This window comes from Gammaproteobacteria bacterium (assembly GCA_022340215.1).
Classification (GTDB): Bacteria; Pseudomonadota; Gammaproteobacteria; order JAJDOJ01; family JAJDOJ01; genus JAJDOJ01.
Map to the genome: position 1 here is coordinate 1 of JAJDOJ010000057.1, position 21,821 is coordinate 21,821.

Annotated in this window: 16 protein-coding genes; 8 read left to right on the plus strand and 8 right to left on the minus strand. The window is 62.3% G+C overall.

The features are described from left to right. Positions 1–487: 487 nt before the first annotated feature. Positions 488–679, minus strand: coding sequence for a hypothetical protein (locus LJE91_04190; GenBank protein MCG6867941.1), 192 nt, complete (start codon positions 677–679; stop codon positions 488–490). 384 nt (positions 680–1,063) lie between these two features. Between LJE91_04190 and LJE91_04195 the strand changes: the two genes are divergently transcribed. After that, positions 1,064–2,140 carry a cyclic nucleotide-binding domain-containing protein gene (locus LJE91_04195; protein ID MCG6867942.1) on the plus strand — a complete coding sequence of 359 codons (1,077 nt, stop codon included), beginning with the start codon at positions 1,064–1,066 and terminating at the stop codon, positions 2,138–2,140. Positions 2,141–2,463: 323 nt separating this feature from the next. On the opposite strand, the gene LJE91_04200 is transcribed toward LJE91_04195, so the two are convergent. Further along, entirely contained in the window at positions 2,464–2,640 is a 177-nt protein-coding gene (locus tag LJE91_04200) for a hypothetical protein (GenBank protein MCG6867943.1), read from the minus strand. A gap of 758 nt (positions 2,641–3,398) precedes the next feature. Between LJE91_04200 and LJE91_04205 the strand changes: the two genes are divergently transcribed. After that, positions 3,399–5,072, plus strand: coding sequence for a winged helix-turn-helix domain-containing tetratricopeptide repeat protein (locus LJE91_04205; GenBank protein ID MCG6867944.1), 1,674 nt, complete (start codon positions 3,399–3,401; stop codon positions 5,070–5,072). 11 nt (positions 5,073–5,083) lie between these two features. On the opposite strand, the gene LJE91_04210 is transcribed toward LJE91_04205, so the two are convergent. The 4 genes from LJE91_04210 to LJE91_04225 all read right to left on the minus strand — a co-directional run bounded on the left by LJE91_04210 (position 5,084) and on the right by LJE91_04225 (position 10,195). Then, the gene (locus LJE91_04210) at positions 5,084–5,689 is read right to left on the minus strand and encodes a flavodoxin family protein (protein MCG6867945.1); all 606 of its coding nucleotides are present in this window, start codon (positions 5,687–5,689) and stop codon (positions 5,084–5,086) included. 83 nt (positions 5,690–5,772) lie between these two features. Continuing rightward, positions 5,773–8,454: a bifunctional acetate--CoA ligase family protein/GNAT family N-acetyltransferase gene (locus LJE91_04215; protein ID MCG6867946.1), complete on the minus strand. Its 2,682-nt coding sequence runs from the start codon at positions 8,452–8,454 to the stop codon at positions 5,773–5,775. Positions 8,455–8,762: 308 nt separating this feature from the next. Then, positions 8,763–9,401, minus strand: a complete 639-nt coding sequence (locus tag LJE91_04220; GenBank protein MCG6867947.1) for a hypothetical protein — start codon at positions 9,399–9,401, stop codon at positions 8,763–8,765. A gap of 494 nt (positions 9,402–9,895) precedes the next feature. Beyond that, a complete protein-coding gene (locus LJE91_04225) occupies positions 9,896–10,195 on the minus strand; it encodes a hypothetical protein (protein ID MCG6867948.1) in 300 nt (99 codons plus the stop codon). A 302-nt stretch (positions 10,196–10,497) separates the two neighbouring features. Here LJE91_04225 and LJE91_04230 point away from each other — a divergent pair, with 302 nt between their 5' ends. From LJE91_04230 to LJE91_04255, 6 genes are all read left to right on the plus strand, one after another. Beyond that, entirely contained in the window at positions 10,498–13,287 is a 2,790-nt protein-coding gene (locus tag LJE91_04230; protein ID MCG6867949.1) for a sulfatase-like hydrolase/transferase, read from the plus strand. A gap of 106 nt (positions 13,288–13,393) precedes the next feature. After that, the gene (locus LJE91_04235; protein MCG6867950.1) at positions 13,394–15,187 is read left to right on the plus strand and encodes a DUF1214 domain-containing protein; all 1,794 of its coding nucleotides are present in this window, start codon (positions 13,394–13,396) and stop codon (positions 15,185–15,187) included. A gap of 129 nt (positions 15,188–15,316) precedes the next feature. Further along, complete coding sequence (locus LJE91_04240) at positions 15,317–16,219, plus strand: tyrosine-protein phosphatase (GenBank protein MCG6867951.1); 903 nt, start codon at positions 15,317–15,319, stop codon at positions 16,217–16,219. A gap of 603 nt (positions 16,220–16,822) precedes the next feature. Further along, positions 16,823–17,212 carry a DUF3302 domain-containing protein gene (locus LJE91_04245; GenBank protein ID MCG6867952.1) on the plus strand — a complete coding sequence of 130 codons (390 nt, stop codon included), beginning with the start codon at positions 16,823–16,825 and terminating at the stop codon, positions 17,210–17,212. A gap of 12 nt (positions 17,213–17,224) precedes the next feature. Next, entirely contained in the window at positions 17,225–18,379 is a 1,155-nt protein-coding gene (locus LJE91_04250) for a biotin/lipoyl-binding protein (protein MCG6867953.1), read from the plus strand. Further along, complete coding sequence (locus LJE91_04255) at positions 18,346–19,827, plus strand: TolC family protein (GenBank protein ID MCG6867954.1); 1,482 nt, start codon at positions 18,346–18,348, stop codon at positions 19,825–19,827. Before LJE91_04250 ends, LJE91_04255 begins: the two co-directional genes overlap by 34 nt. A gap of 135 nt (positions 19,828–19,962) precedes the next feature. On the opposite strand, the gene LJE91_04260 is transcribed toward LJE91_04255, so the two are convergent. Both LJE91_04260 and LJE91_04265 read right to left on the minus strand, forming a co-directional pair. After that, entirely contained in the window at positions 19,963–21,237 is a 1,275-nt protein-coding gene (locus LJE91_04260) for an MFS transporter (protein ID MCG6867955.1), read from the minus strand. Positions 21,238–21,366: 129 nt separating this feature from the next. Further along, the coding region (locus LJE91_04265; GenBank protein MCG6867956.1) for an alcohol dehydrogenase at positions 21,367–21,821 on the minus strand (455 nt) is incomplete at its 5' end.

A 21,821-nucleotide genomic window follows, 5' to 3' on the forward strand; every position in this document is an offset into this window, starting at 1 on the left:
TACCAGATTGCGCCGGGTGAGCTGCGAAGCAGTGAACGGCTTGGGCAGGAAGCCCAAGACCGGTGCCCAAGCAAAGCAGGGACAGCGCCGCGCCGGGATCGTTCGTCATCAAGGCGCGACATCAGGCGCATAGTCTAACTATGTCACTGTTGTCGCAACACAGAGGACGGACGAAAAGACAAGCAGGATGGTATGTCATTTGACAGAAATCGCCTTAGCGCTCGGGGCTTCCCGCGGTGCAACGAGATTCTGGGCGCCAGCCGGTATGGCCGTGATGGGAGCGAAGAGACGGGGTGGGGAACGGGGGGAGAGAACGGTGACCTCAGGCCGAAGTCGTTGGCTGCGGTACACCGGATGGAAAGGGGACTCTCGGTCGAGCCGGGCATTTCCTGGCGACGAACCCGGTCAAGAACGATTCCGGGGAGACACTCCCTCTGCGGGATCCGCATGCCCACTCGCGCTGAAGAATGCGGATCCGCCGAGCGGGTCAGTCGGAACGGGAGGCCTGATGTTGCGCCAATTCCATGCTGAAATTGCCAAGGATTGCGCTCAAGGTCCCGATCACGAAAAGCGACCAGAAACGGACATCGAGAATCGTTGTATCGTGACCCTTGATTGAGAGCATGATCAAGGCAGACCCGAAGAGACCAATCGCTACGGTCCAGAACAGCTTATCCATGTCAACTCCATTACTTTGATTCAGTCTAAGGCGATTTCTGACATCTGATATATTAGTGTTTTTGTATATCCTGTTAGACCTTGGGCGCGACCGAGCGCAAAGAATTCCCGATCAAAGGTCGATTGTGGTTCAGGAAACCGCTGGAATTGCGAAAGTTCATTGCGCTATATATCCGCAGCATATAGATTTGCTGGGATATGGATACTCTTGGGAACCGCTCCAATCTGCCGGGTCATCCGCGATCCTTTCCGTTCTGGCGGATGACGAAACTGCGAATAGAGTTCGCCTGCCTTCGCGACCAGGCCCGGTCGCACGTAGTCAAATCTCCTATCCCACTTACTGTCGATTAATTTCACTGTCGTTTTTGCCAGGAAACGGAGCGTCATGATCAGCGTGAAGATGGACCGTGTGCTGAATAAGCTCACGAAAATTTATAAACCGTTCACCCTCTTGTCACGGCAGCGACTGCACGAAGTACTGAACAACGTGCGTCTGATCGAGATGCGGGAGGGCGAGATCTTTCAGGTCCGCGGCGGTCCCGACCGGGACTACCTGTTCCTGCTCGAAGGTCATGTGGAGATCATCGAAGTCGGATCCATCAGGACCGTCAAAGGTCCCGAGCAAACGCAGAATCGACCGATCGTGCTACCTCCGGCACCTGATACCACGACCCTTGTCGCACGGGAAAACGCGGTTATCTGCCACGCTGACCGGGAGATGGTCGATGACCTGGTATCCTGGGATGGTTACGTGCACCTGCTCGGAGAAAGCGACCTCGAACTCTTTCGCAGGCTCGAAAGGGTACGTAACGCTTTGGTGTTCCGCCGACTCCCGCTCGAGGTGCTCGAGATCGCGTTCAGGAAGATGCGCACCCTGCAGGTGAAGGCCGGCGAAGAGATCGTCAGAATGGGCGAGGAAGGGCATTCCTACTATGTGATCAGCAAGGGTGCCGCTGTCGTGTACCAGGTCGGCCTGTACGACAATGGACTCCACGAGGTCGCCAAACTGGGTGAAGGGGACGCCTTTGGCTGCGAGGCCCTGATCTCGGGGGGCACCCGCAGTGAAACCGTGCAGGCCACGGAAGACACCGACCTGCTGGTCCTGGAGAAAGCGGATTTTCAGGAACTGATCGGCAAGTCATTGATCAAGACCGTCTCTGCGCCAATCGCCCGCGTCATGCTCAAGAGCGGTTACGGGTTGCTGGACGTCCGCTATCCCGAGGAATACGATGAACGCCACATCCCAAATGCGGCCCTGATTCCCCTGTACGAGCTGCGCAGTCGATTGAACGAACTTCACAAGGACGGCAAGTACATCGTCTGTTGTCATGGTGGAAGCCGCAGCGCGGTGGCTGCACTGATACTCTGCCAGAATCATTTCGAGGTTTTCGCCCTCGAAGGGGGTATTCGCGACTGGCCCTTCGAGATCGACACCACATACCAGGTGGCAGCGGCCGGATAGACGCATCCCTTTCGGCTCGGTGACAGCACAGTCGCACCAAGGGGTGTCCGGCAACATAGATACCCGTCACGGGATCCCGGAGGCACCGGCAATCGAAATCGGGCACGTGGCAGGCACGCGTCGAACGGCTCGACGACCGCAATACACAGAGAACGGCAATCTATGGGTGCATGTCCGCCTGGACTCCCGGCCGAAGTACGACCAGTTCGGGCCGTACCGAGCGGACACCATCGGAATCCGAACCCGATCATCCGCCAGCAAACGTGCGGAACACCCCAGCCGATTCGCGGATTCGTCTCGGCTCGCTTCCGGGCAGCCTCGTCTCAGTCCGTCAGGGCGTAGAAGCCCTTGCCATAAACCTTATCGATGGTCCGCTTCACCGGCTCGTAGGCGGCCCACTCGACCGAGACCCAGCGATCGTATTTGGGGTCGATCGCCTTCAATGCCTGCGGATCCTTCTCGTGCATGACCAACAGCGCGGCCTCGATCCGCTGCATCATCCCGGCGTCGAGGTGCGGTGTAGCCGCCCGACTTCGAACCGGTCGGCCAGGTGACCAGCTCGAAATCCTTTCCCGTCTCCCGCTCGAGATAAGCGATCAGCGGACCGAACCGCTCCGCCATGGCCTCGGGCCGATCGATGGGCAGAACGCCGAATCGGATGATCTCACCAGAATGTTCCGCACGGATCCCGGTGTTCAGGAAGGTCGCCAGCACCAGTGCCGAAAACCCGGTGCCTCCTAAGGCGATTTCTGTCAAATGACATACCATCCTGCTTGTCTTTGTCGTCCGTCCTCTGTGTTGCGACAACCGTTCCATAGTTCGACGATGCGCCTGTTGTCGCGTCTTGATGACGAAAGAAAATCCGGCGCGATCTGGTATGTCATTTTCCGGCAATCGCCTAAAGCAAGCAGCCAACTCCGCATGTTCATCGTCCCCACCTCGACTTCTCCAGCATTGATCGCGATTCAACTCGCACCCGATGTCCACGAGAAAGGTCGGGCTTCCTGTCCCGTTGCGAAACGCGTCATTTTCGGCCGATCGAGACCGACCCTTCCTGTCCGTCGCGCCGCATCTTCCGAATTCACGACGATACGTAGCAGGGCGTTGGGCTAAACTTGTGGAGGAAATACGACGATTTCGCGTCGTTTATATTTGGCAATAAAATCAACCGGATACTGGATTGGGCCACGGTGTGACATCAGGACGGTCGACCGACGTCCACGCGCCTGACGATCCGGGACGTCTAGGGTCTCCCCGGATGGGAGATGCTTTTCACGTCGGCGACTGGTCGGTGGACAGCGCATCCGGACGGATCACACGGGATGGCGAGTCGGTCAAGCTGGAACCGCGGGTGATGGAGGTGCTGGTCTACCTGGCGTCGCACCAGGGCGAGGTGGTCAGCCGACAGGAGCTCGAGGAAACCCTCTGGGCCGGCACCGTCGTCAGCTACGAGGCGCTCACCGGCGCCATCCAGAAACTGCGGCGGGCCTTCAAAGACGACCGGAAGGCACCGCGCGTCATCGAGACGCTCTCCAAGCGTGGCTACCGACTGGTCGCGCCCGTATACCCGCTGGTTGCGCCAGAGGGGCATGTTCGATCCACCGTTGGTGACACCGTGCCCGCGAAGGAGGTTCGCTGGGGCCAGGTGGCTGCGATCGCGGCGCTGGCGGCACTGGCAGTCGTCGCCTTCTTCCTGTGGTCTGTGCCCAAGGAAGAAGACGCGCACCTCGTTGCCGATGACGGGGCGAAACGCTCGATCGCCGTGCTGCCCTTCGACAGCCTTAGCGGCGATTCGAGTCAGGACTATTTCGCCGACGGTATCACGGACGACCTGATCACGGGCCTCGCCAAACGCCCGGATCTGCTCGTCATCGCCCGGGACTCGACCTTTCTCTACAAGGATCAGCCGGTCGATGTCCGCGACGTCGCCGAGCGGCTCGGGGTTCGCTACATCTTGAACGGCAGCGTGCGCCGCGAGGGCGACCGGGTGCGGATCAACACCCAGCTCGTCGACGCGAAGACCGGGCGACACGTGTGGGCCGAGACTTTCGACCGCGATACCCGAGAGGTCTTCGACCTGCAGAAGGAAATCACCGGGCAGATCGTCGCCGCCCTGCCTGCGCACACGAGCCCAGGCTCCGCCCCGGAACTCGAGCCCCCGCAGACCAACAGCCTGCCGGCCTATGAAAGCTTCCTGCTGGGGCGGCATCTCTTTTATCAGTATCTCAACCGGGACGAGAACCGCAAGGCGCGAGACTACTTTCGCAAAGCGAGAGAATACGATCCGGATTTCGCCATGGCCTATGCGATGGAGGCCTGGACCCATGCGTTCGACGTCATGAACGGCTGGAGCGAGGACCGGGAGACCTCGCTGCGAAAGGCGCACGAACTGGCGGATGAGGCGACGTCTCTACGCAAGGCGTTGCCGGTGGCCTATTTCGTCAAGGGACTCGCGCACCGCGAACTCGGCGATTACGTCAAGGCCCTGGTCGAGGCTGAGAAGGCGATCGAATACGACCCCAACTACGCCAACGCCCACGTGCTGCTCGCCACGCTGCTCTATTACGCGGGGAGACCGGAGGAAGGTCTGAAGCGTATCCAGGAGGCGATGCAGATCAACCCGCACCACCCCTACAACTATAGCTTTCACCTGGGGCAGGCCTTTTACATCCTGCGCCGCTACCCGGAGGCGGTAGACGCATTTGAACAAGGAATCGCCAGCAACCCCGCCTCGGAACGACTGCATGTCTGGCAGGCCGCCGCACTGGCCCAGACCGGCGCACTCGACGATGCCGCGTGGGAGGCCGATCAGGTCCTGGCACTGAACCCGGGGTTCTCATGGGAACGCATGCAGGAGACGTTTCCGTTCAAGTCACAGGAAGATCGCGAACATTTTCTGGACGGGCTGAAAAAGGCCGGACTGGCCGAGTAACCCGGGAATCCTCAGGGTGACCGGACCAGTTTCATCGCCAGTGACGCGGCCCGGGACCGAACCCTTTCGGAAAGCTCCGGATGGGGGGCTTTGGAGACCAACCCGGTGAACAGCGTACCGACTGGCCGGGCGCCGATGGTCTTCGCCGTCATCTCGAGCTGTTTGCGGGTACCGTACAACCAGTGGCCCATCGCACCCGGCGCGGCGCAGGAGGAAACGAGCAACGCGGGTTTCTTGGGCGTATCTGCCTTGCGGAACTTCGGGGCGTTCATGTCCCAGGGCCAGTAGGCGTAGACGACCAGGCGCTCCATGAAGCGCTTGAAGATGGCGGTCACCGAGCTGAAGTTGGTGGGCGAGGCGAGGACATAGGCATCGGCCCCTTCGATCTTGTCCACCAGGTCCCGCATGCCGTCGTGCTGTACACACTCGCCTGGGGCCTCACCGGGATGCTGGGTGCACTCCCGGCAATTGAGACAGAATTCGATCGGGTAATCCCGCAGCAGGACCACCTCGACCTCGGCGCCGGCCGCCCGCGCGGCGTCCACCACTGCGTCAACCGCCTGGTCGGTGATGCCGTCGTCGCGGTAGGATCCATTGATCGCAAGTATTCTGGTCATGATGACCGATTGTAACGCCGTAGACGTATCCCTCGGTACGGTATCTCTCGTCCCACATTTTCAATTCCAGCCGGCCGGTCAAACTAGAGGTGACGGCGGACCTGCACCACACCCGGATCCTGCGGGTCATGCGTGATACGGAAATCCAACCTGCCGCAGAGTTTCAGCATCTTGCTGTTGTTGGCCAGCACCTCACCCTCCATGATCTCTATGCCGCGATCGCGTGCGACGGTCATCAACCGGTGCATCAACTGGCGTCCGATCCCCATGTTCTGCCATTCGTCCGCGACCGTCAGGGCGAATTCGCAGGATTGCCGGTCCGGGTTGCGGACATAACGCACGACGCCCAGGATCTGCGCCTCGGGGGTCCCTTCCTTGAAGACCGCGATCAGGGCCATCTCCTGATCATAGTCAATCTGCGTGAAGCGCGCCAGCATCTGCGGGGTCAACTTATCCAGCCCCTGCATGAACCGAAAGTACCGGCTCTCCGCCGACAGGTTGGTCACGAAGCTCTGCTCTTTTTCCGCGTCCTCCGGCCGGATGGGCCGGATCGAGATCTCGGTACCGTCGGGCAACTGCCAGAAGGACTTCAGTTCGGATGGATAGGGGTGAACGGCCATGTGTCCATAACGCCCGACGCCGACCTCCGGGCGTCCGACCATGATCCGCGCGTCGACGGCAACGACTCCGTCTTCATCCGCAAGGAGGGGGTTGATGTCCAGCTCGCAGACCTCGGGCAATTCACAGGCGATCTCCGAGACGCGTTGCAGGACATCGATGACCTGGGAAAGGTCCACGGCCGGCAGATTCCGGAATTCCCCCAGGAAGCGCGCGATGCGGGTCCGCTGGATCAGATCCATGCTGAGGTATTCGTTCAGGGGAGGCAGGGCGACCTGGGTGTCGGCGAACACCTCGACGGCCGTCCCCCCGGCCCCGAAGCTGATGGCGGGTCCGAAGGCCGGATCTCGCGCGATACCGATCATGACCTCCCGTGCGTGCGGCCGGTCGACCATAGGCTCGATGGTCACGCCGGAGATCCTGGCATCCGGTCGCCTTCGTGCGACTTTGTCCATCATCTCGCGGTATGCCACACGCACGGAACGGGGCTCACGGATGTTCAGATGGACACCACCCGCGTCGGACTTGTGGGCGATGTCCGGCGAGTTGATCTTCATCGCGACCGGCAGCCCGGCGTTCTCCGCGGCGACCAGAGCATCGGCGGCGGAGCTGACAGCGGTGCAAGGTGAGACGGGGATGTGGAATGCCCGCAGAACGGCCTTCGCTTCGCAAATGGTCAGTGCCTTGCGCCGTTCACCCAGGGCATGCTCGATGATGAGCCGCGCGCCCTCGACATCGGGTTCCTTGTTTGTCGACAGGGGCGCTGGCGCCTGCAGCAGGGCCTTCTGATTGCGTCGATAGCTGGCCAGATAACCGAATGCATCGACCCCGCCTTCCGGGCTGGTGAATTGCGGAATCGCGGATGCGGCGAGTCGCGAGCGGCCCTCACTGACCAGCCGCTGACCCATCCAGCAGGCCAGCACGGGTTTGCTCGACGATTTCTTCGCGGTAATCACCCCTTCGGCGCAGGCGGTCGGGTCGGTCATGGCCTGCGGCGTCAGCAGCACCAGGAGACCGTCGACGCTTTCGTCGGCGATGACGATCTCGCAGGCCAGCCGATATCGTTCGCTGTCGGCATCGCCCAGGATATCGACGGGGTCGGCGTGCGACCAGTGCTCAGGCAGCACCGCGCTGAGCTTCTCGACGGTCTTCGAGGAGAGTGCCGCCAGTTTCACCCCAAGGTCGGCGGCGCGGTCCGCGGCCATCACGTCGGGCCCGCCACCGTTGGTGACGATCGCCAGACGCCCCCCTTCGACCCGAGTGTCCGAGGCCAGGGTCCGGGCCGCGGCGAAAAGCTGGTTGATTGTATCGACCCGGACCGCGCCGGAACGGACCACCGCAGCGTCGAATACATTGTCACTGCCCACCAGCGCCCCGGTGTGCGAGACCGCGGCCCGGAAACCGGTCTCGTTCCGGCCCGATTTCACCACGACGATGGGCTTCAGTCTCGCCGCCACGCGCAGTCCGCTCATGAACGAACGGGCATGAGAGATGCCTTCCACATACAGCAGGATGCTCTTCGTTTCCGGGTCCTGGGCGAGATAGTCGAGGACGTCACCAAAGCCGACATCGGCCGTGGCCCCAAGAGAAGCGACGATCGAGAACCCGAAGCCTTCCGATTGGGCCCAGTCCAGCAGGGCGGTACACAGCGCCCCGGACTGGGCTACCAGGGCGACCTGACCGGGCTTGATCCCGCACTTGGCGAATGTGGCGTTCAGCCCGACCTTCGGACGGATCACTCCGAGACAGTTCGGCCCGACCAGGCTGACATTGTAGGTCCGGGCAATGTCCACGACCGCGACCTGCAGGTCCGCGCCGCGTTTCCCGATCTCGGAGAACCCCCCCGACAGGACGATGGCCGCACCCACACTATGTTCCCCGCACTGGCGCATCACCTCCGGGATCGACGCGGCGGGAATGGCTATGAGGACGAGATCGACCGGATGATCGATGCCACTCACTGACGGGTAGGTTCTGAGCCCCCGCAATTGCTCGTGCTTCGGGTTGACCGGGTAGATCTCTCCGCGGAACCCCCCGTCGCAGACGTTGTTCAGGAGGTGGGCGCCGACGGAACCTTCCCGGTCGGAGGCGCCGACGATGGCGACGGACTTCGGCTCGAAGACCTTGTTCAAGAAGTGCTTCTTCATGTCCTGTTTTTCACCTGAAGGTAGCGTGACGGCGGCATGGCGCGGGTCCGACGGCACCTGTGCCGGTGGAGTCGACTTCCTCAAAGTACTAAGGCGATTTCTGTCAAATGACATACCATCCTGCTTGTCTTTTCGTCCGTCCTCTGTGTTGCGACAACAGTGACATAGCTCGACTATGCGCCTGATGTCGCGCCTTGATGACGAACGATCCCGGCGCGGCGCTGTCCCTGCTTTGCTTGGGCACCGGTCTTGGGCTTCCTGCCCAAGCCGTTCACTGCTTCGCAGTTCACCCAGCGCAATCTGGTACGTCATTTTCCGGCAATCGCTTTATCATCGGCGGACACGGCGATACCGAAGCCCGGCCCGTCGATGCCGCCGCCGCGAAAGCCGGTGGTCATCGGCGAAAGCGGTTTGCCGTTCGGCGCGAGTTTTGAGAGGCCTCCGCCAAAACCGGAGTAGATCGTGGACTGTGAGCCGACCAGGAAGTTGTCATCCGCCCATAGGTTGCCTTCGCCATCAATGGCGATGCCGCCGAGGGAGTTGAGGCCGCCACCGGCGTACACTAGGAATCTGTCGGATTTGGTTGGAGCGACGAAGACGTTGATCAGGATGTTTCCCAGACCCACCGTGGTATCGCCGCTCGACGATTCCGGCCGCTGGAGCACGGGCAGAATCGAGTACGTGAGGAGCTTGTAATCGGGGGTTGGCAACGCAAACGGCCAGACCACCTGAAGCGAATAAACCCCTTCGGTCTGCCCCGATGGTGGCGCGTCGGGGGCAACGACGGCATCGAAAGACACCCGCCTCAGGCCGCTCACCGGGTTCTGCTTGAGACTGGTAAGCTCGTCCATCGGGGGTTTCGTGCCAGAAGCGTCGCTCGCCGCCGGTTCGGCGGAGTCCTGGGCGTTGGCCGTAGTCATCAGCAGTGCGCCAGCGGCGAGCGCCATATAGAATAGCGCGCGTTACATTGCGTGGACCTCCTATGCTCGCGTCTCATTTCGCGTATCGCATCGGGGCCCAGCGCTCGGAACTCCGCCTCGAGGCCATGGAGAGGCTTCAATTTGTCGAGAAAAGACAATCACACGACCCAGGACAAAGACTATAATCCGCCCCTCACGGCCTCACGATTTTCGGGGGAATATCCACACGCCTCAGGCGCTGGACAGGTTGTCAGCTCAGGTGCGCGCTAATGGATGATCGAGGTTGACGCCTTACCGGGTCTCGCAGCCATCGCGCGCGGTCACCCCTCTGCCGTTTTCCGAGGGTGATCCGGTTTGCGATGGACCCAAGAGCGGTATCCGAATGGTGCTTGGCGAAGGAAGGAATGTCAAAAAACGACATATTGCGCCAATATGGCTCAGGAAGGGTTCCGGCACGACCGAACCGGGTCGCCCGAGGGAAACGACCCGTGCCTCGCGACACCAATGCCGTGACAGAGAGCCTACTGGATCAGCAAGATCACCTTCAAACCGGTACTGCCAGAAATGACGGCCGAGCAGATGAAGGGGGTCGCGAAGATGAGGGCTATAGGCGGATACTGACCATTGTTTCGGTGGTTGACAGAAACGTTCACCACCGACGTGACTAAGGCAATTTCTGTCGAATGACATACCATCGAAGCTTGTCTTTTCGTCCGTCCTCTGTGTTGCGGCAGCCGTTCCATCGTTCGACGATGCGCCTGATGTCGCGCCTTGATGACGAACGATACCGGCGCGGCGCTGTCCCTGCTTTGCTTGGGCACCGGTCTTGGGCTTCCTGCCCAAGCCGTTCACTGCTTCGCAGTTCACCCGGCGCAATCTGGTATGCCATTTTCCGGCAATCGCCTAACGGGTCTGGAAACCGGCATCCCGCGCCGGCATCCCGCCCGGACACAAAAAAATCTGGACAGGCAGGCTGGACAGCCTGCCAACGAGCGCGCGAGAATCTGCGCCGGACTGGCGCGCTCGGATCGAGGGACCGACGTGATCCTTTCCTCACCCCGGGGGTCTGGGAAGTGAGACCGTATGTCTGGCGCCACACCGAGTTTCTAGGGAGGTAAGGAGAGTGATTCATCCATCTGTTACGTACGGACTTACGCGACATTTCTGGCTTGCCGTGCTGGTCCTGGCCTTCGGCCTGGGTGTCGGCATGGCCGAAGCCGGCGACAGGGGTCCCCGCCACCATGCGGAGGGTCAGTACGACGCCGCCACGGCCACCTATGTGGTGGCCAAAGGCGATGATCTCATCGAGATCGCCGAGCGCTTCGGAATCACGGTGAAGGAGCTGCAGAAGGTGAACGGGCTGTCCTCGACAGAGGTCGAGGTCGGCCAGTCGCTGGTAATCACCACCCCCGTGGAGATCACTGGAAAGCTGGGCTCGCCCAGTGCCACCACGACCATCCCGGGCAATCAACTGCCCCCACCCCAGCCGAAATTCGGTGGCGTGATCAAGGATAACCGGGATCAATCCAAACCCTGGTGGGCACCGACCGTGGTGCCACCCAAGGAAGCGCCAAACATCCTGTTGATCATGACCGACGATGCCGGTTTCGGTATCCCAAGCACCTTCGGTGGCGTGATTCCGACACCGACCATGGACCGCATCGCGGAGAACGGACTGCGCTACAACCGAATATTCTCCACCTCCCTGTGCTCGCCGACACGTGCTGCGCTCATGACCGGACGCAACCACCATTCGGTCGGTTTTGGCGTGATTGCTGAACAGGCCACTGGCTTTCCCGGCTACGACAGCATTATCGGCGTGGACAACGCGACGATCGGCCGCATCCTGCGTGACAACGGTTACGCAACGAGCTGGTTCGGCAAGGATCACAACACACCGGCCTACGAGGCCAGCCAGGCGGGTCCCTTTGACCAGTGGCCGACCGGCATGGGCTTCGATTACTTTTACGGTTTCGTCGGTGGGGACACGAACCAGTGGACGCCGAACCTGTCCCGCAACACGACCCAGATCTACCCCTGGCTCGGACATGAAGGCAACCTGCAGTTTGATCGGTCGAATCCGAAAGCTGAGATCTGGCCGGTCACCGGTGAGGAACCCTCCTGGAACCTGATTACCGCGATGGCCGACGACGCCATCGACTGGATGTACCGGATCCACCAGACCGATCCCAAACAACCGCTGTTTCTGATGTACGTGCCGGGTTCTTCGCATGCGCCGCATCATCCTACAAAAGAGTGGGTGGACAAGATCCACGCCATGCACCTGTTTGACGATGGCTACGAGAAGCTGCGCGAGCGTATCTTCGAAAACCAGCAGAAACTCGGTGTTATACCCAAGGGTATGAAGCTGACACCCTGGCCGAAAGACATGCTGACGCCCTGGGACGAGCTCACGCCTGAGGCCAAGAAGCTCTTCATCCATCAGGTCGAGGTGTTCGCCGCCTACGTGGCCTACAACGACTACGAGATTGGCCGGGTAGTGCAGGCCTTCGAGGACCTAGGCAGGCTTGACAACACGATCATCATCTACCAGAACGGCGACAATGGCACCAGCGCCGAAGGCGCACCTAAGGGCACGTTCAGCGAGGTCGCATTCTTCAACGGCCTGCACCCCTCGATAGATGTGCAGATGAAGTTCTACGAGGCATGGGGCACACCCTATGCATATAACCATATGTCCGCTGGCTGGTCCTGGGCCTTCGACACCCCCTTTGACTGGTTCAAGCAAAACGCGTCCCGGTTCGGCGGTACCAACCAGAACATGGTCATCTCCTGGCCGAAGGTCATCAAGGACAAGGGCGGCCTGCGCGAACAGTTCGTCCATGACATTGACATCGTGCCTACACTGCTCGAGGTCACCGGTATCTCCGCGCCCAAATCCGTGGATGGCATCAAGCAGAAGCCGATCGAGGGCACGAGCTTCGCCTACACCTTCCCGAAGAAGAACGCCACGGAACCTTCCCGGCACAAGACCCAGTACTTCGAGATGATGGGCCAATGGGCGATCTATCACGACGGCTGGGTGTTGAGTACCAAACCCAACCGAGTGCCCTGGGATGCGTTCGATATTCCCAACCCCGATCCGCTCAACAACCAGGTGTTTCAGCTTTACGACCTGAGCAAGAGTTGGAACCAGGTCGACGACATCGCTGCCGAGCATCCGGAAAAGGTGAAAGAGATGCGGAAGCTGTTCGTCGAGGAAGCCAAGAAGTATCAGGTCTTCCCGCTGGATGCGACGGTAGTCAAGAGAATCGCGGACCCGAAACCAAGCTTAACGGCGGGCCTTACCGAACTGGTCTACACACGGCCGATGGTCGGCGTTCCTCAGGGCGATGCACCCTACCTGCTGAACACCTCCTACAGTCTCACGGCGGACATTACCGTGCCGGAAGGTGGTGCCGAGGGCATGATCGCAACCTCGGGCGGACGTTTCGCAGGCTGGGGCTTCTACCTGCTGGATGGCAAGCCAAAATTCGTCTGGGATCTGCTCTATCTCGATTGGGTCGAATGGGAAGGCCAGAAAGCGCTCTCGCCCGGCCGCCACACGATCGAGTTTGACTTCAAGTATGACGGCCTCGGACTCGCCACGTTCGAGTACAACGACTTCTCGGGAGTTGGCAGGGGCGGTACCGGCACGCTGAAGGTGGACGGCAAGGTGGTCGACACGAAGCGGATGGAGAAGACGATCCCCATTATCCTGGAGTGGGATGAAAGCTTCGACATTGGCCAGGATACCCTCACCGGTATCAACGACGCGGACTACCTGCCGCCATTCCCGCTGACAGCGAAGTTCAACAAGCTGACGATCAGGATCGACCGCCCGCAGTTATCGCCAGAGGACATCAAGAAGCTGGAAGAAGGCATGAAGAAGGCGGCCCTCGGCATCCAATAACCTCGGGTCGGCCGTGAACCGCGCAGGCCGCTCTCGCAATGGAGCGGCCTGTGCCGTGATTCGCCGTGTAAATCCACATCGAACCTTCAACGAGAAGGGAACGACAATGCATCGCACTGAAACCCATCGGCCGGCTGCGACCATTACACCAGCGGCCATCCTGTTGGCCGGTTGTCTTACCTTCGGTAGCGCCATAGCCGCCGATCAGGGGTCCCGTCACCACGCGCAGGGTGAATACGACGACGCCACGTTCACCTACGTGGTGGCCAGAGGCGATGATCTCATCGAGATCTCCGAGCGCTTCGGCGTGACGGTAGAAGCGTTGCAGGTGCGGAACACACTCACCTCGGACAAGATCGAGGTCGGCCAGCACCTCGCCATCCCGGCGGGGACGACCGTAACCGGCAAGTCTCTGCAGAAGGGCCTCACTGGACTGGGGCCGCTCACGGGTGCCCCTGCGGACCCGCAATACAAGTACTCGACCGAGATGCCGACGGGCGTGGCAATCCCGGACCGGGTGGAGACGCGTCTGGGGACGCTCACATTCGACAGCGGCGTTCCGAATCAGGCCACCACCGACAAGCTCTACGACAACCTCGACTTCCAGCGGGCCGTACAGGCCTACTTGCTCGGTTTGCCGCCGGTCAATCAATTGTCGAACAAGAGCGCAATCCTGTCGATGGGACCGGCAAACAAGACCGTGCCGATCTGGGAACAGCTGGTGGATTCCCGCACCGTCGAGCTAACAGCGAACGACAATACGGTTTACAGCTGGTTCTGGGTGGATCTTCACGACGGCCCACTGGTCCTCGAAGTCCCCCCGAAGGTGCTCGGTTTGATCGACGACATGTGGTACCACTTCGTCATAAACCTCGGCTTCACCGGGCCCGACAAGGGCAAGGGCGGCAGGTATCTCCTGCTGCCTCCGGGTTACAAGGGCGAGGTGCCGAACGGTTACCACGTCGTGCGATGCTCAACGTACAGCGTCTGGCCCGTCTGGCGCAGCTTTCTCGTCGATGGGGATCCCAAGCCGGGCGTGGAGCTGGTCAAGAAATACACGAAAATCTATCCGCTCGCTGATGCGGACAAACCCCACCCACCGCTCAAGTTCGTCGACATGTCGAGCAAGCCGTTCAACATGGTGGGGCCGTCGGACTATCGTTTCTGGGAGATGCTCAACCAGGTCGTGCAGTCGGAACCGACCGATACCGTCGATCCGACCACCCTGGGGCTTTGGGCCTCCATCGGTATCCAGAAGGGCAAGCCGTTCGCTCCGGACGCGCGCATGAAGAAGATCCTCACCGAGGCCGCGGCCCTGGGTGATGCAACTGCGCGGACCATCGCGTATCGGATGCGAGATCGTGCCGGCTATTATTTCAAGAACAGCAACTGGCGGCTGCCCTTTTTCGGTGGCTACAAGTTCGAATGGCAGCCGGGTGTCGCGAACCTCGATGCGGCCGCGTTCTTCTTCTTTCTCGCCACGGGGGTGACGCCAGCGATGGACACCAAGATCGTCGGCGAGGGTTCCATCTACCCCTGGAGCGCACTGGACGCCAACAACCACCCTCTGGACGGCGGCAAGAACTACAAGCTGCACCTGCCACCGAATATTCCAGTGAAGGACTTCTGGTCGGTGATCGTCTACAGCACCCAGACACGCTCGATGGTCCAGACGGACGATCGCTTCCCCAGCGTGAGCAGCCAGAACAAGGATCTGCTGGTCAACGCCAACGGTTCCGTGGACGTGTACTTCGGACCCAAACCGCCGCCCGGCAAGGAGCCCAACTGGGTGCAAACCATTCCCGGCCAGACCTGGTTCACCATCCTGCGGCTCTACGGCCCCCTGGAGCCCTGGTTCAACAGGACCTGGCAGCCAGGTGAAATCGAGCTGCAGCCGTGACACAGGGCGTCCGAATGGGATGATACGGCCCGACAAACCCATGCGGCGGGCTGCTCTCGCGAGGGAGCGCCCTCCGTTTCAGCGCCCGAACGGTACAGAAACGAGATCCGAGCAGAGGAGATCCACGCGATGCAACGCGCGCCTTTTTTCATGGCGTTCGCCGCCAGCGTACTGCTGATGCCCATGGGCCGCGCCCAGCCGCCTGCCGGCGCGCTGCCGCACCTCGCCGCCGGCCAGAGCCTCGGAATCGCGCTGGATATTCCACCCGTGCCGAACCTGCGTGACGTGGGCGGCTACGAGACGCGCAACGGCGCGACCGTCGCCCGCGAACTGGCCTATCGCTCCGACACCTTCTACCCGATGACCGCCGAAGACGACAGGAAGCTGGAGGTTCTGCGACTGAAGAACGACTACGACCTTCGCACTACTGCCGAAGCCAAGGCAGAGCCCGACGAGATGCCGCCCGGGGTCAAGTACCACCTGCTGAACGTGCTGGCGGACGCCAAATCCGCGGCGCCGGCCGAGCTCGAAAAGCTGCTGCACGAACCCAAGAAGGCCAACGCTGCGCTCGGCGGCGGGAAGATCGAGGCGCTTTTCATGGAGGGCTACCGCGAGTTCATATCGCTGCCGAGCGCAAGGCAGTCCTACCGCACACTCTTCCTGTCCCTGGCCGACGAGAAAAAACTGCCGGCGGTTTTCCATTGCACGACGGGCAAGGACCGCACCGGATGGGCCGCAGCCGCCCTGCTCACGCTGCTCGACGTGCCGAAGGACGAGGTCATGGAGGACTACATGCGCACCAACGACTACACCCTCCCGCAGTTCAAACAGACGATCGACGCGTTCGTCGCGGCCGGCGGCGACCGCGACATCGCCGTCGCGGTCTTCGGCGTGAAGCCAGAGTATCTGGAGGCATCGTTCGACGAGATGCGTCAGCGTTACGGGACGATCGAGAAATATTTCTCCGAAGGGCTGGGCATCGACGCCGCCGGGCAGCAGGCCCTGCGAGATCGGTTTCTAGGCGAGAAGTAGGGGAGAAGGGAACATAGGGCACTTCAGCGTCGTTCCTGCTCACCTTCGAGATCACGCTCGACGAAGCCGCGGACGACTTCAAAGGCGAGCGGATGGTGCTGATCGGGTCGAATCTCTACAATGGCGCGGGAAACCAAGCTGCGCGAGCATTTCAGGACTCAGTCCTAGCGCCTCCTCCGAACGTTGCGAGGGTTGGGTGCGGATGCGTTCTGTCGCCCCCAGCGCGCGTCTTCCGAAGTCTCGGTCGCGCTGAGGAATTCACCGAACGCACGCATCTTGACGAGGACAACGGCCCACTCGGTTTCGGCACCTGCGCAGCGGTGAATATCGACGAGGGAAAGGTGGAGAGCGAGCCTGCCAAATAGTGCGGCAGATAAGACATGCGCACGGACCCTGGATTCGCCATGACCAGAGTTCCTGAAAATCGCACTTCTGAACCACGAAAAGCCCAGCGTTCGCTGCTGCTGATGAGCCTGCTTGCGGTAGCGACCGGTATTATCACCGGCTTGGCCGTCATGATCGGGAGACCCGCATAGGCGGCCAGCTCCTCATGATCGGGATCGAACATTGCTAGGCTAAATTACCCAACAGGAGAAACGCAAGATGCTTGGGTTTGAACTGAATCTCTGGGACTACCTGACGTTCCTCACGCTGTTCCTGACGGTGGTCGCGGGTGGCGCATTCTGGATCTTCCTCGCCGGTCTGCCAGGCCGGATCGCGATCTCGCGCAAGCACCCCGAGGCGGAAGCGGTCAAGTTGCTGGGCTATGCGGGCCTGCTGCCGACGATCTATCCCTGGGTGCAGGCCTTCATCTGGGCGTACAAGCCGACCGACAAGGTCGACATCCGCCGTTTCCCGCGCGAAGAACAACGCGCCATCGCCGAGGACATCGCCCGTCTGCGCGGCGCCCCGCCGAAGGAATCCGCGCAGGCAAGCTCGCCACCGAAGGAGGCGGGGGAACCCGGCTCGCCGCCGGCCGGCAGGCCCGACTGAGGCGCAACCGATATGCTCGCCGGCTTCGTCATCGTATTCGGCTACATCGTCCTCGTCTGGCTCGTCTTCTTCTATTTTAAATGGCTGAAATTCAGCATCACCTGGGGTGTCGTTTCGGTCTTCGTCGGCCTGCACCTGCTGCTCATCTTCATGATCGGGCTGCGCTTCGTCGCGCCCTACTCGACGGATGCGAAGGTGATCCAGCACACGATCCAGCTTATACCGCGGCTATCGGAACCGACCCTCGTCACCGCGGTCCTGGTCGAGCAGAATGTGCCCGTCAAGAAGGGCACGCCGCTGTTTCAGTTCGACCGCCGCCCGTACGAGTACAAGGTCCGGCAGCTCGAGGCGCAGCTCGCCAAGGCAAAGCAGGAAGTGCTGGTCGATGAGGCCGATGTAGCGATCGCCGTACACAAGGTCGCCAAGCTAAAGGACGAGCTCGTTTACGACAAGTACCAGAGCAAGCTCTCCGCCGGCCTGGCGAAGCGGGGCGCAGGCCCACAGGAAGATGCCCAGAAGTGGGCCGCCCAGGTCGCCGCCGCCGAGGCCGGCATCCTGGAGGCGGAGGCGGACGAGAAGCGCGCGCGGTTGCTGTACGAATCCGAGATCGACGGCGTGCACACCACCGTGGCGGAAATCGCGGCCGAGCTCGATCTCGCCCGCTTCTACCTCGACAACACGCTGATGGTGGCGCCCGAGGACGGGCACATCATCAACCTGCAGGTGCGACCGGGCATGGTGGCGGGCGAGGTGCGATTCGGCGCCATCGCCTCCTTCATCTGCGACGCCGACCGCTACCTGCTCGCCAACTACTTTCAGGAGAACCTCAAGTACGTGAAGCCGGGGCAGCCGGTGGAGGCCGCCCTCGACCTTTATCCGGGCCAGATCTGGCCCGGCACCGTCGAGGCCATCTGGCGGGGCAGTGGCTCCGGGCAGATGCTCCCGAGCGGGACCCTCCCGAGCTTCAACTACGTGCCCACGGACATGCCCCAGGGGCAGTTCGCGGTCGTCATCCGGCTCGACGACCCCGATCAGGCCAAGTTCCCGATCGGGACCCAGGGACGGGCGGCCATCTACACCAACCCCGGCAGCGGCTTTGCCTGGCTGCGCAAGATCGGAATCCGTGTCTACACATGGTTCAACTGGGTCTATCCGTTCTCCGGCTGATGCGCGTGCCGCGCGCCGCCACCGCGGTCGCCGCCGCCGTCGCCCTTGCCGGCTGCGCACTCTCCACACCGCCGGGACACGAGCAGATCCTGCGCGATGCCCTGCCGAAGGACACCGCCGTCCCGCCTGCCTGGCAGGCCCGGGCGCCCACAGGTGCGGTGGCGGACGACTGGCTCAAGACCTTCAACGACCCCACCCTCGATGCCCTGGTGGCCGAGGCGATGGCGAACAACCGGGATCTTGCTCAGGCCGCCGAAAGCGTGCGCATCGCGCAGCAGGCGGTTCGGGTCGTGGGCGCCGCGCTGATGCCGCAGGTGGGTGCGCAGGTCGGCGGGAGGTTCACCCACGACCAGGATCATGACGGTATCACTACCAGCGACATCGCCTATGCCGGCGTGGCCTGGGAAGCGGATGTGTGGGGCAGGCTGCGTGCCCGGCGCGCCGCCGTCGGGGCTACGGCGAGCGCAACCGCCCTCGATTACAGCTACGCCCGTCAATCGCTGGCGGCCACGGTGGCGAAAGCCTGGTATCTCGCCTGTGAGACGCGCCAGCTGCTGGCGCTCGCGGAGCAGTCGGTCACGGTCTACGGCGAGCTGCTTGCGCTGGTGAAGGTCCGGCGGGCGGCTGGCAAGGACTCCGATCTCAACATCGCCGACACGAGCGCCAAGCTCGACATGGCGCGGGCGGGGGTGCAATCCTCGAGTGCGGCCTACGGCGAGGCGCGCCGGGCCCTGGAGGTGCTGCTCGGCCGCTACCCCGCCGCGGAGCTGGAGGCCGCGGTGTCGCTGCCTGCCTTGCCGCCGCCGGTCGCCGCTGGGGTGCCCGCGTCTGTGCTCGAGCGCCGGCCGGACCTCGCCGCGGCCGAGCTGCAGGTGCTCGCGGCGTTCCGGCAGGAGGAGGCGGCGCGTCTCGCCCTGCTGCCGGATTTCTCGCTCTCGCTCGTGGGCGGGCGGCTCGGCGACCAGGTCCTCTCCCTGCTGCGGCTCAACCCCTGGCTCGCCGCGGCATCGATCGGGATGTCCATCCCGATCTACGAAGGCGGTGCGCTGCGGGCCAAGATCCAGATCCGGACCGCGGAGCAGGCGCAGGCGGTCGCCGCTTATGGCGCTGCGGTGCTCGCCGCCTTCCAGGAGGTCGAGGACGCGCTGGCCAACGAGCGGCTCATTGCCAAGCGTCTGCCCTTTGAGGTTTCCGCCCTTGCGAACAGTCAGGAGGCGGTGCGCCTGGCGACGATACAGTACCAGTCCGGTAGCCGGGACCTGTTATGGGTGTCGAATCTCCAGGCGGACGAGATCGCGATCCAAGGCGCGGTCATCAAGACCCGGAACCTGCAGCGCACGAACCGCATCAATCTGCACCTCGCCCTCGGCGGCGGCTTTGACGCGTCGCCGGCGAACCGGGTTACGGCCCTTGCGCCCGCGCAAGGGGAAAGCGGAGCGATTCGGTAACGCGCTCTGAGGTCGCGAACTATCCGGCGCTCGTCGCTGGTCGGCACATAGTCAAGGTCACCATTTAGTCGGCCCCTGTCAACGGCACAGCCTTGTCTCTGTATCGCGGCCGAGCCGCGAACGGGGCCGTGCGTTTTATGTCGAGGTCTTCGCCTCCGGCTCCTTGAGGGGCCACAGCAGGACCATGCCGACCAGGAAGAAGAGCAGGATCGTGGCGATGCCGAGGCGCTGGCTGCCGGTCCAATAGGTCACGGTGCCGAGGAGGAACGGCCCCAGATACGCGGTGATCTTGCCGGTCAGCGCGTACAGCCCGAACATCTGGGTGCGTAGTTCGGGCGGCGCGATCCGGCCCATGAGCGAGCGGCTCGCGGCCTGGGTCGGACCGACGAAGATGCCAAGGAACGCGCCGGCGATCCAAAAATGCAGCGGCTCGGTCACCACGACCGCCGCGCCGCCGCAGGCGAGCAGCCCCACCAGCCCGATCAGAATCGTACGCTTTGCCCCCAGCCAGTCGTCGATCCAGCCAAACGCGAGCGCGCCCAGCCCCGCGGTAACATTGAGCAGGATGCCGAACTTGATCACCTCGGCCATGGCCATGCCGAAGGTGCCGGCGGCGTAGATGCCGCCGAAGGCGAACAGGGTGTTGAGGCCATCGGTGTAGATCATGCGCGCGATCAGGAACCGCGCGATGTGCCGGTAGCGGCCAAAGTGCCCAAAGGTCTCCCGCAGCTCGCGGAGACCGCCGCGTACCGCCGCGGCCGCGGGCAGACGACGGCTCGGCCGATCCGGCGTGAACAGGAACAGCGGCAGGCTGAACACCGCCAGCCACAGACCCACCAGGGGGCCGGAGATCCGCACGTCCTCGGCCTGCTGCTGATCGAGCCCGAACAAAGGATGCTCGGCCTGGACGAACGCAAACAGCGTGATCACCAGGCAGACCAGACCGCCGGCATAGCCGAGCCCCCAGGCCCACCCCGACAGGCGTCCGATGTAGTCGCGGCGGACCAGCTCGGGCAGCATGGCGTTATAAAACACGCCAGCGATCTCGAACGCGACGTTGGTCAGCCCGGCGATGATCAGCACCATCAGCGCGACCTCGGGCGTCGGGCGCCCGAACCACAGCAAGAAGCAGCCGATCACGGTGACCACCGTGAAGACGAACAACCAGGGCTTGCGCCGGCCGCCGGCATCGGCGATTGCCCCGAGGATCGGACTGGTGAGGGCGATGACGATCCCGCTCGCGGTCATCGTCCAGCCCCACTGCGCGGTGCCGGTGACCTCGTTTTCGGCGATGCCCTGGCTGAAATACGTCGCGTACACGAAGGTGACGATCACCGACGAGAACGCCGAGTTCGCCCAGTCGTAGAGCGCCCAGGAGAACTGTCCGAGACGAGGGGCGCGCGCGGCCATGACGCGATTATTCCCCGCCATGCGCGGCGAGACAAGCCCGGCCGCACCGCTTGATCAGGTTTTCCGTAACATGGGTTCGCGTACCGGAAGCGCCGCACACTCAGGGAACGGATCTCGCCTCTTTGGCGGCTATTTCAGGACGAGCACTTTCGCCCCCCGAATCCGGCCGTGTTTCAACTCCGCCAGCGCCTGGTTGGCTTCCTCCAGCGCATAGGTCTGCACCTCCGGATGGATCGGGATCGTCGCAGCCAGCGGCAGGAATTCCGCGATATCCTGGTGTGTCACGTTCGCCACCGACTTGACTTCCTTCTCGAGCCAGAGGTGATCGTGGTAGCTGAGTCGCTGTAGGTAGCCCTTGTCGCGGTCTTCTTTACGAATGGCGTTGATCACCAGCCGTCCGCCCGGGCGAAGATTGGCGAGCGCCTCCACGACCGGTTTCCATGCCGGCGTGGTATCGATGACGGCGTGCAGCTTCTGCGGGGCACGATCAACCGTGTCGCCGGCCCAGTGGGCGCCGAGCTCCAGGGCGAATTCCCGGGCAGCTTCCTCCCTGGCGAAGACAAACACTTCGACGCTGGGATACA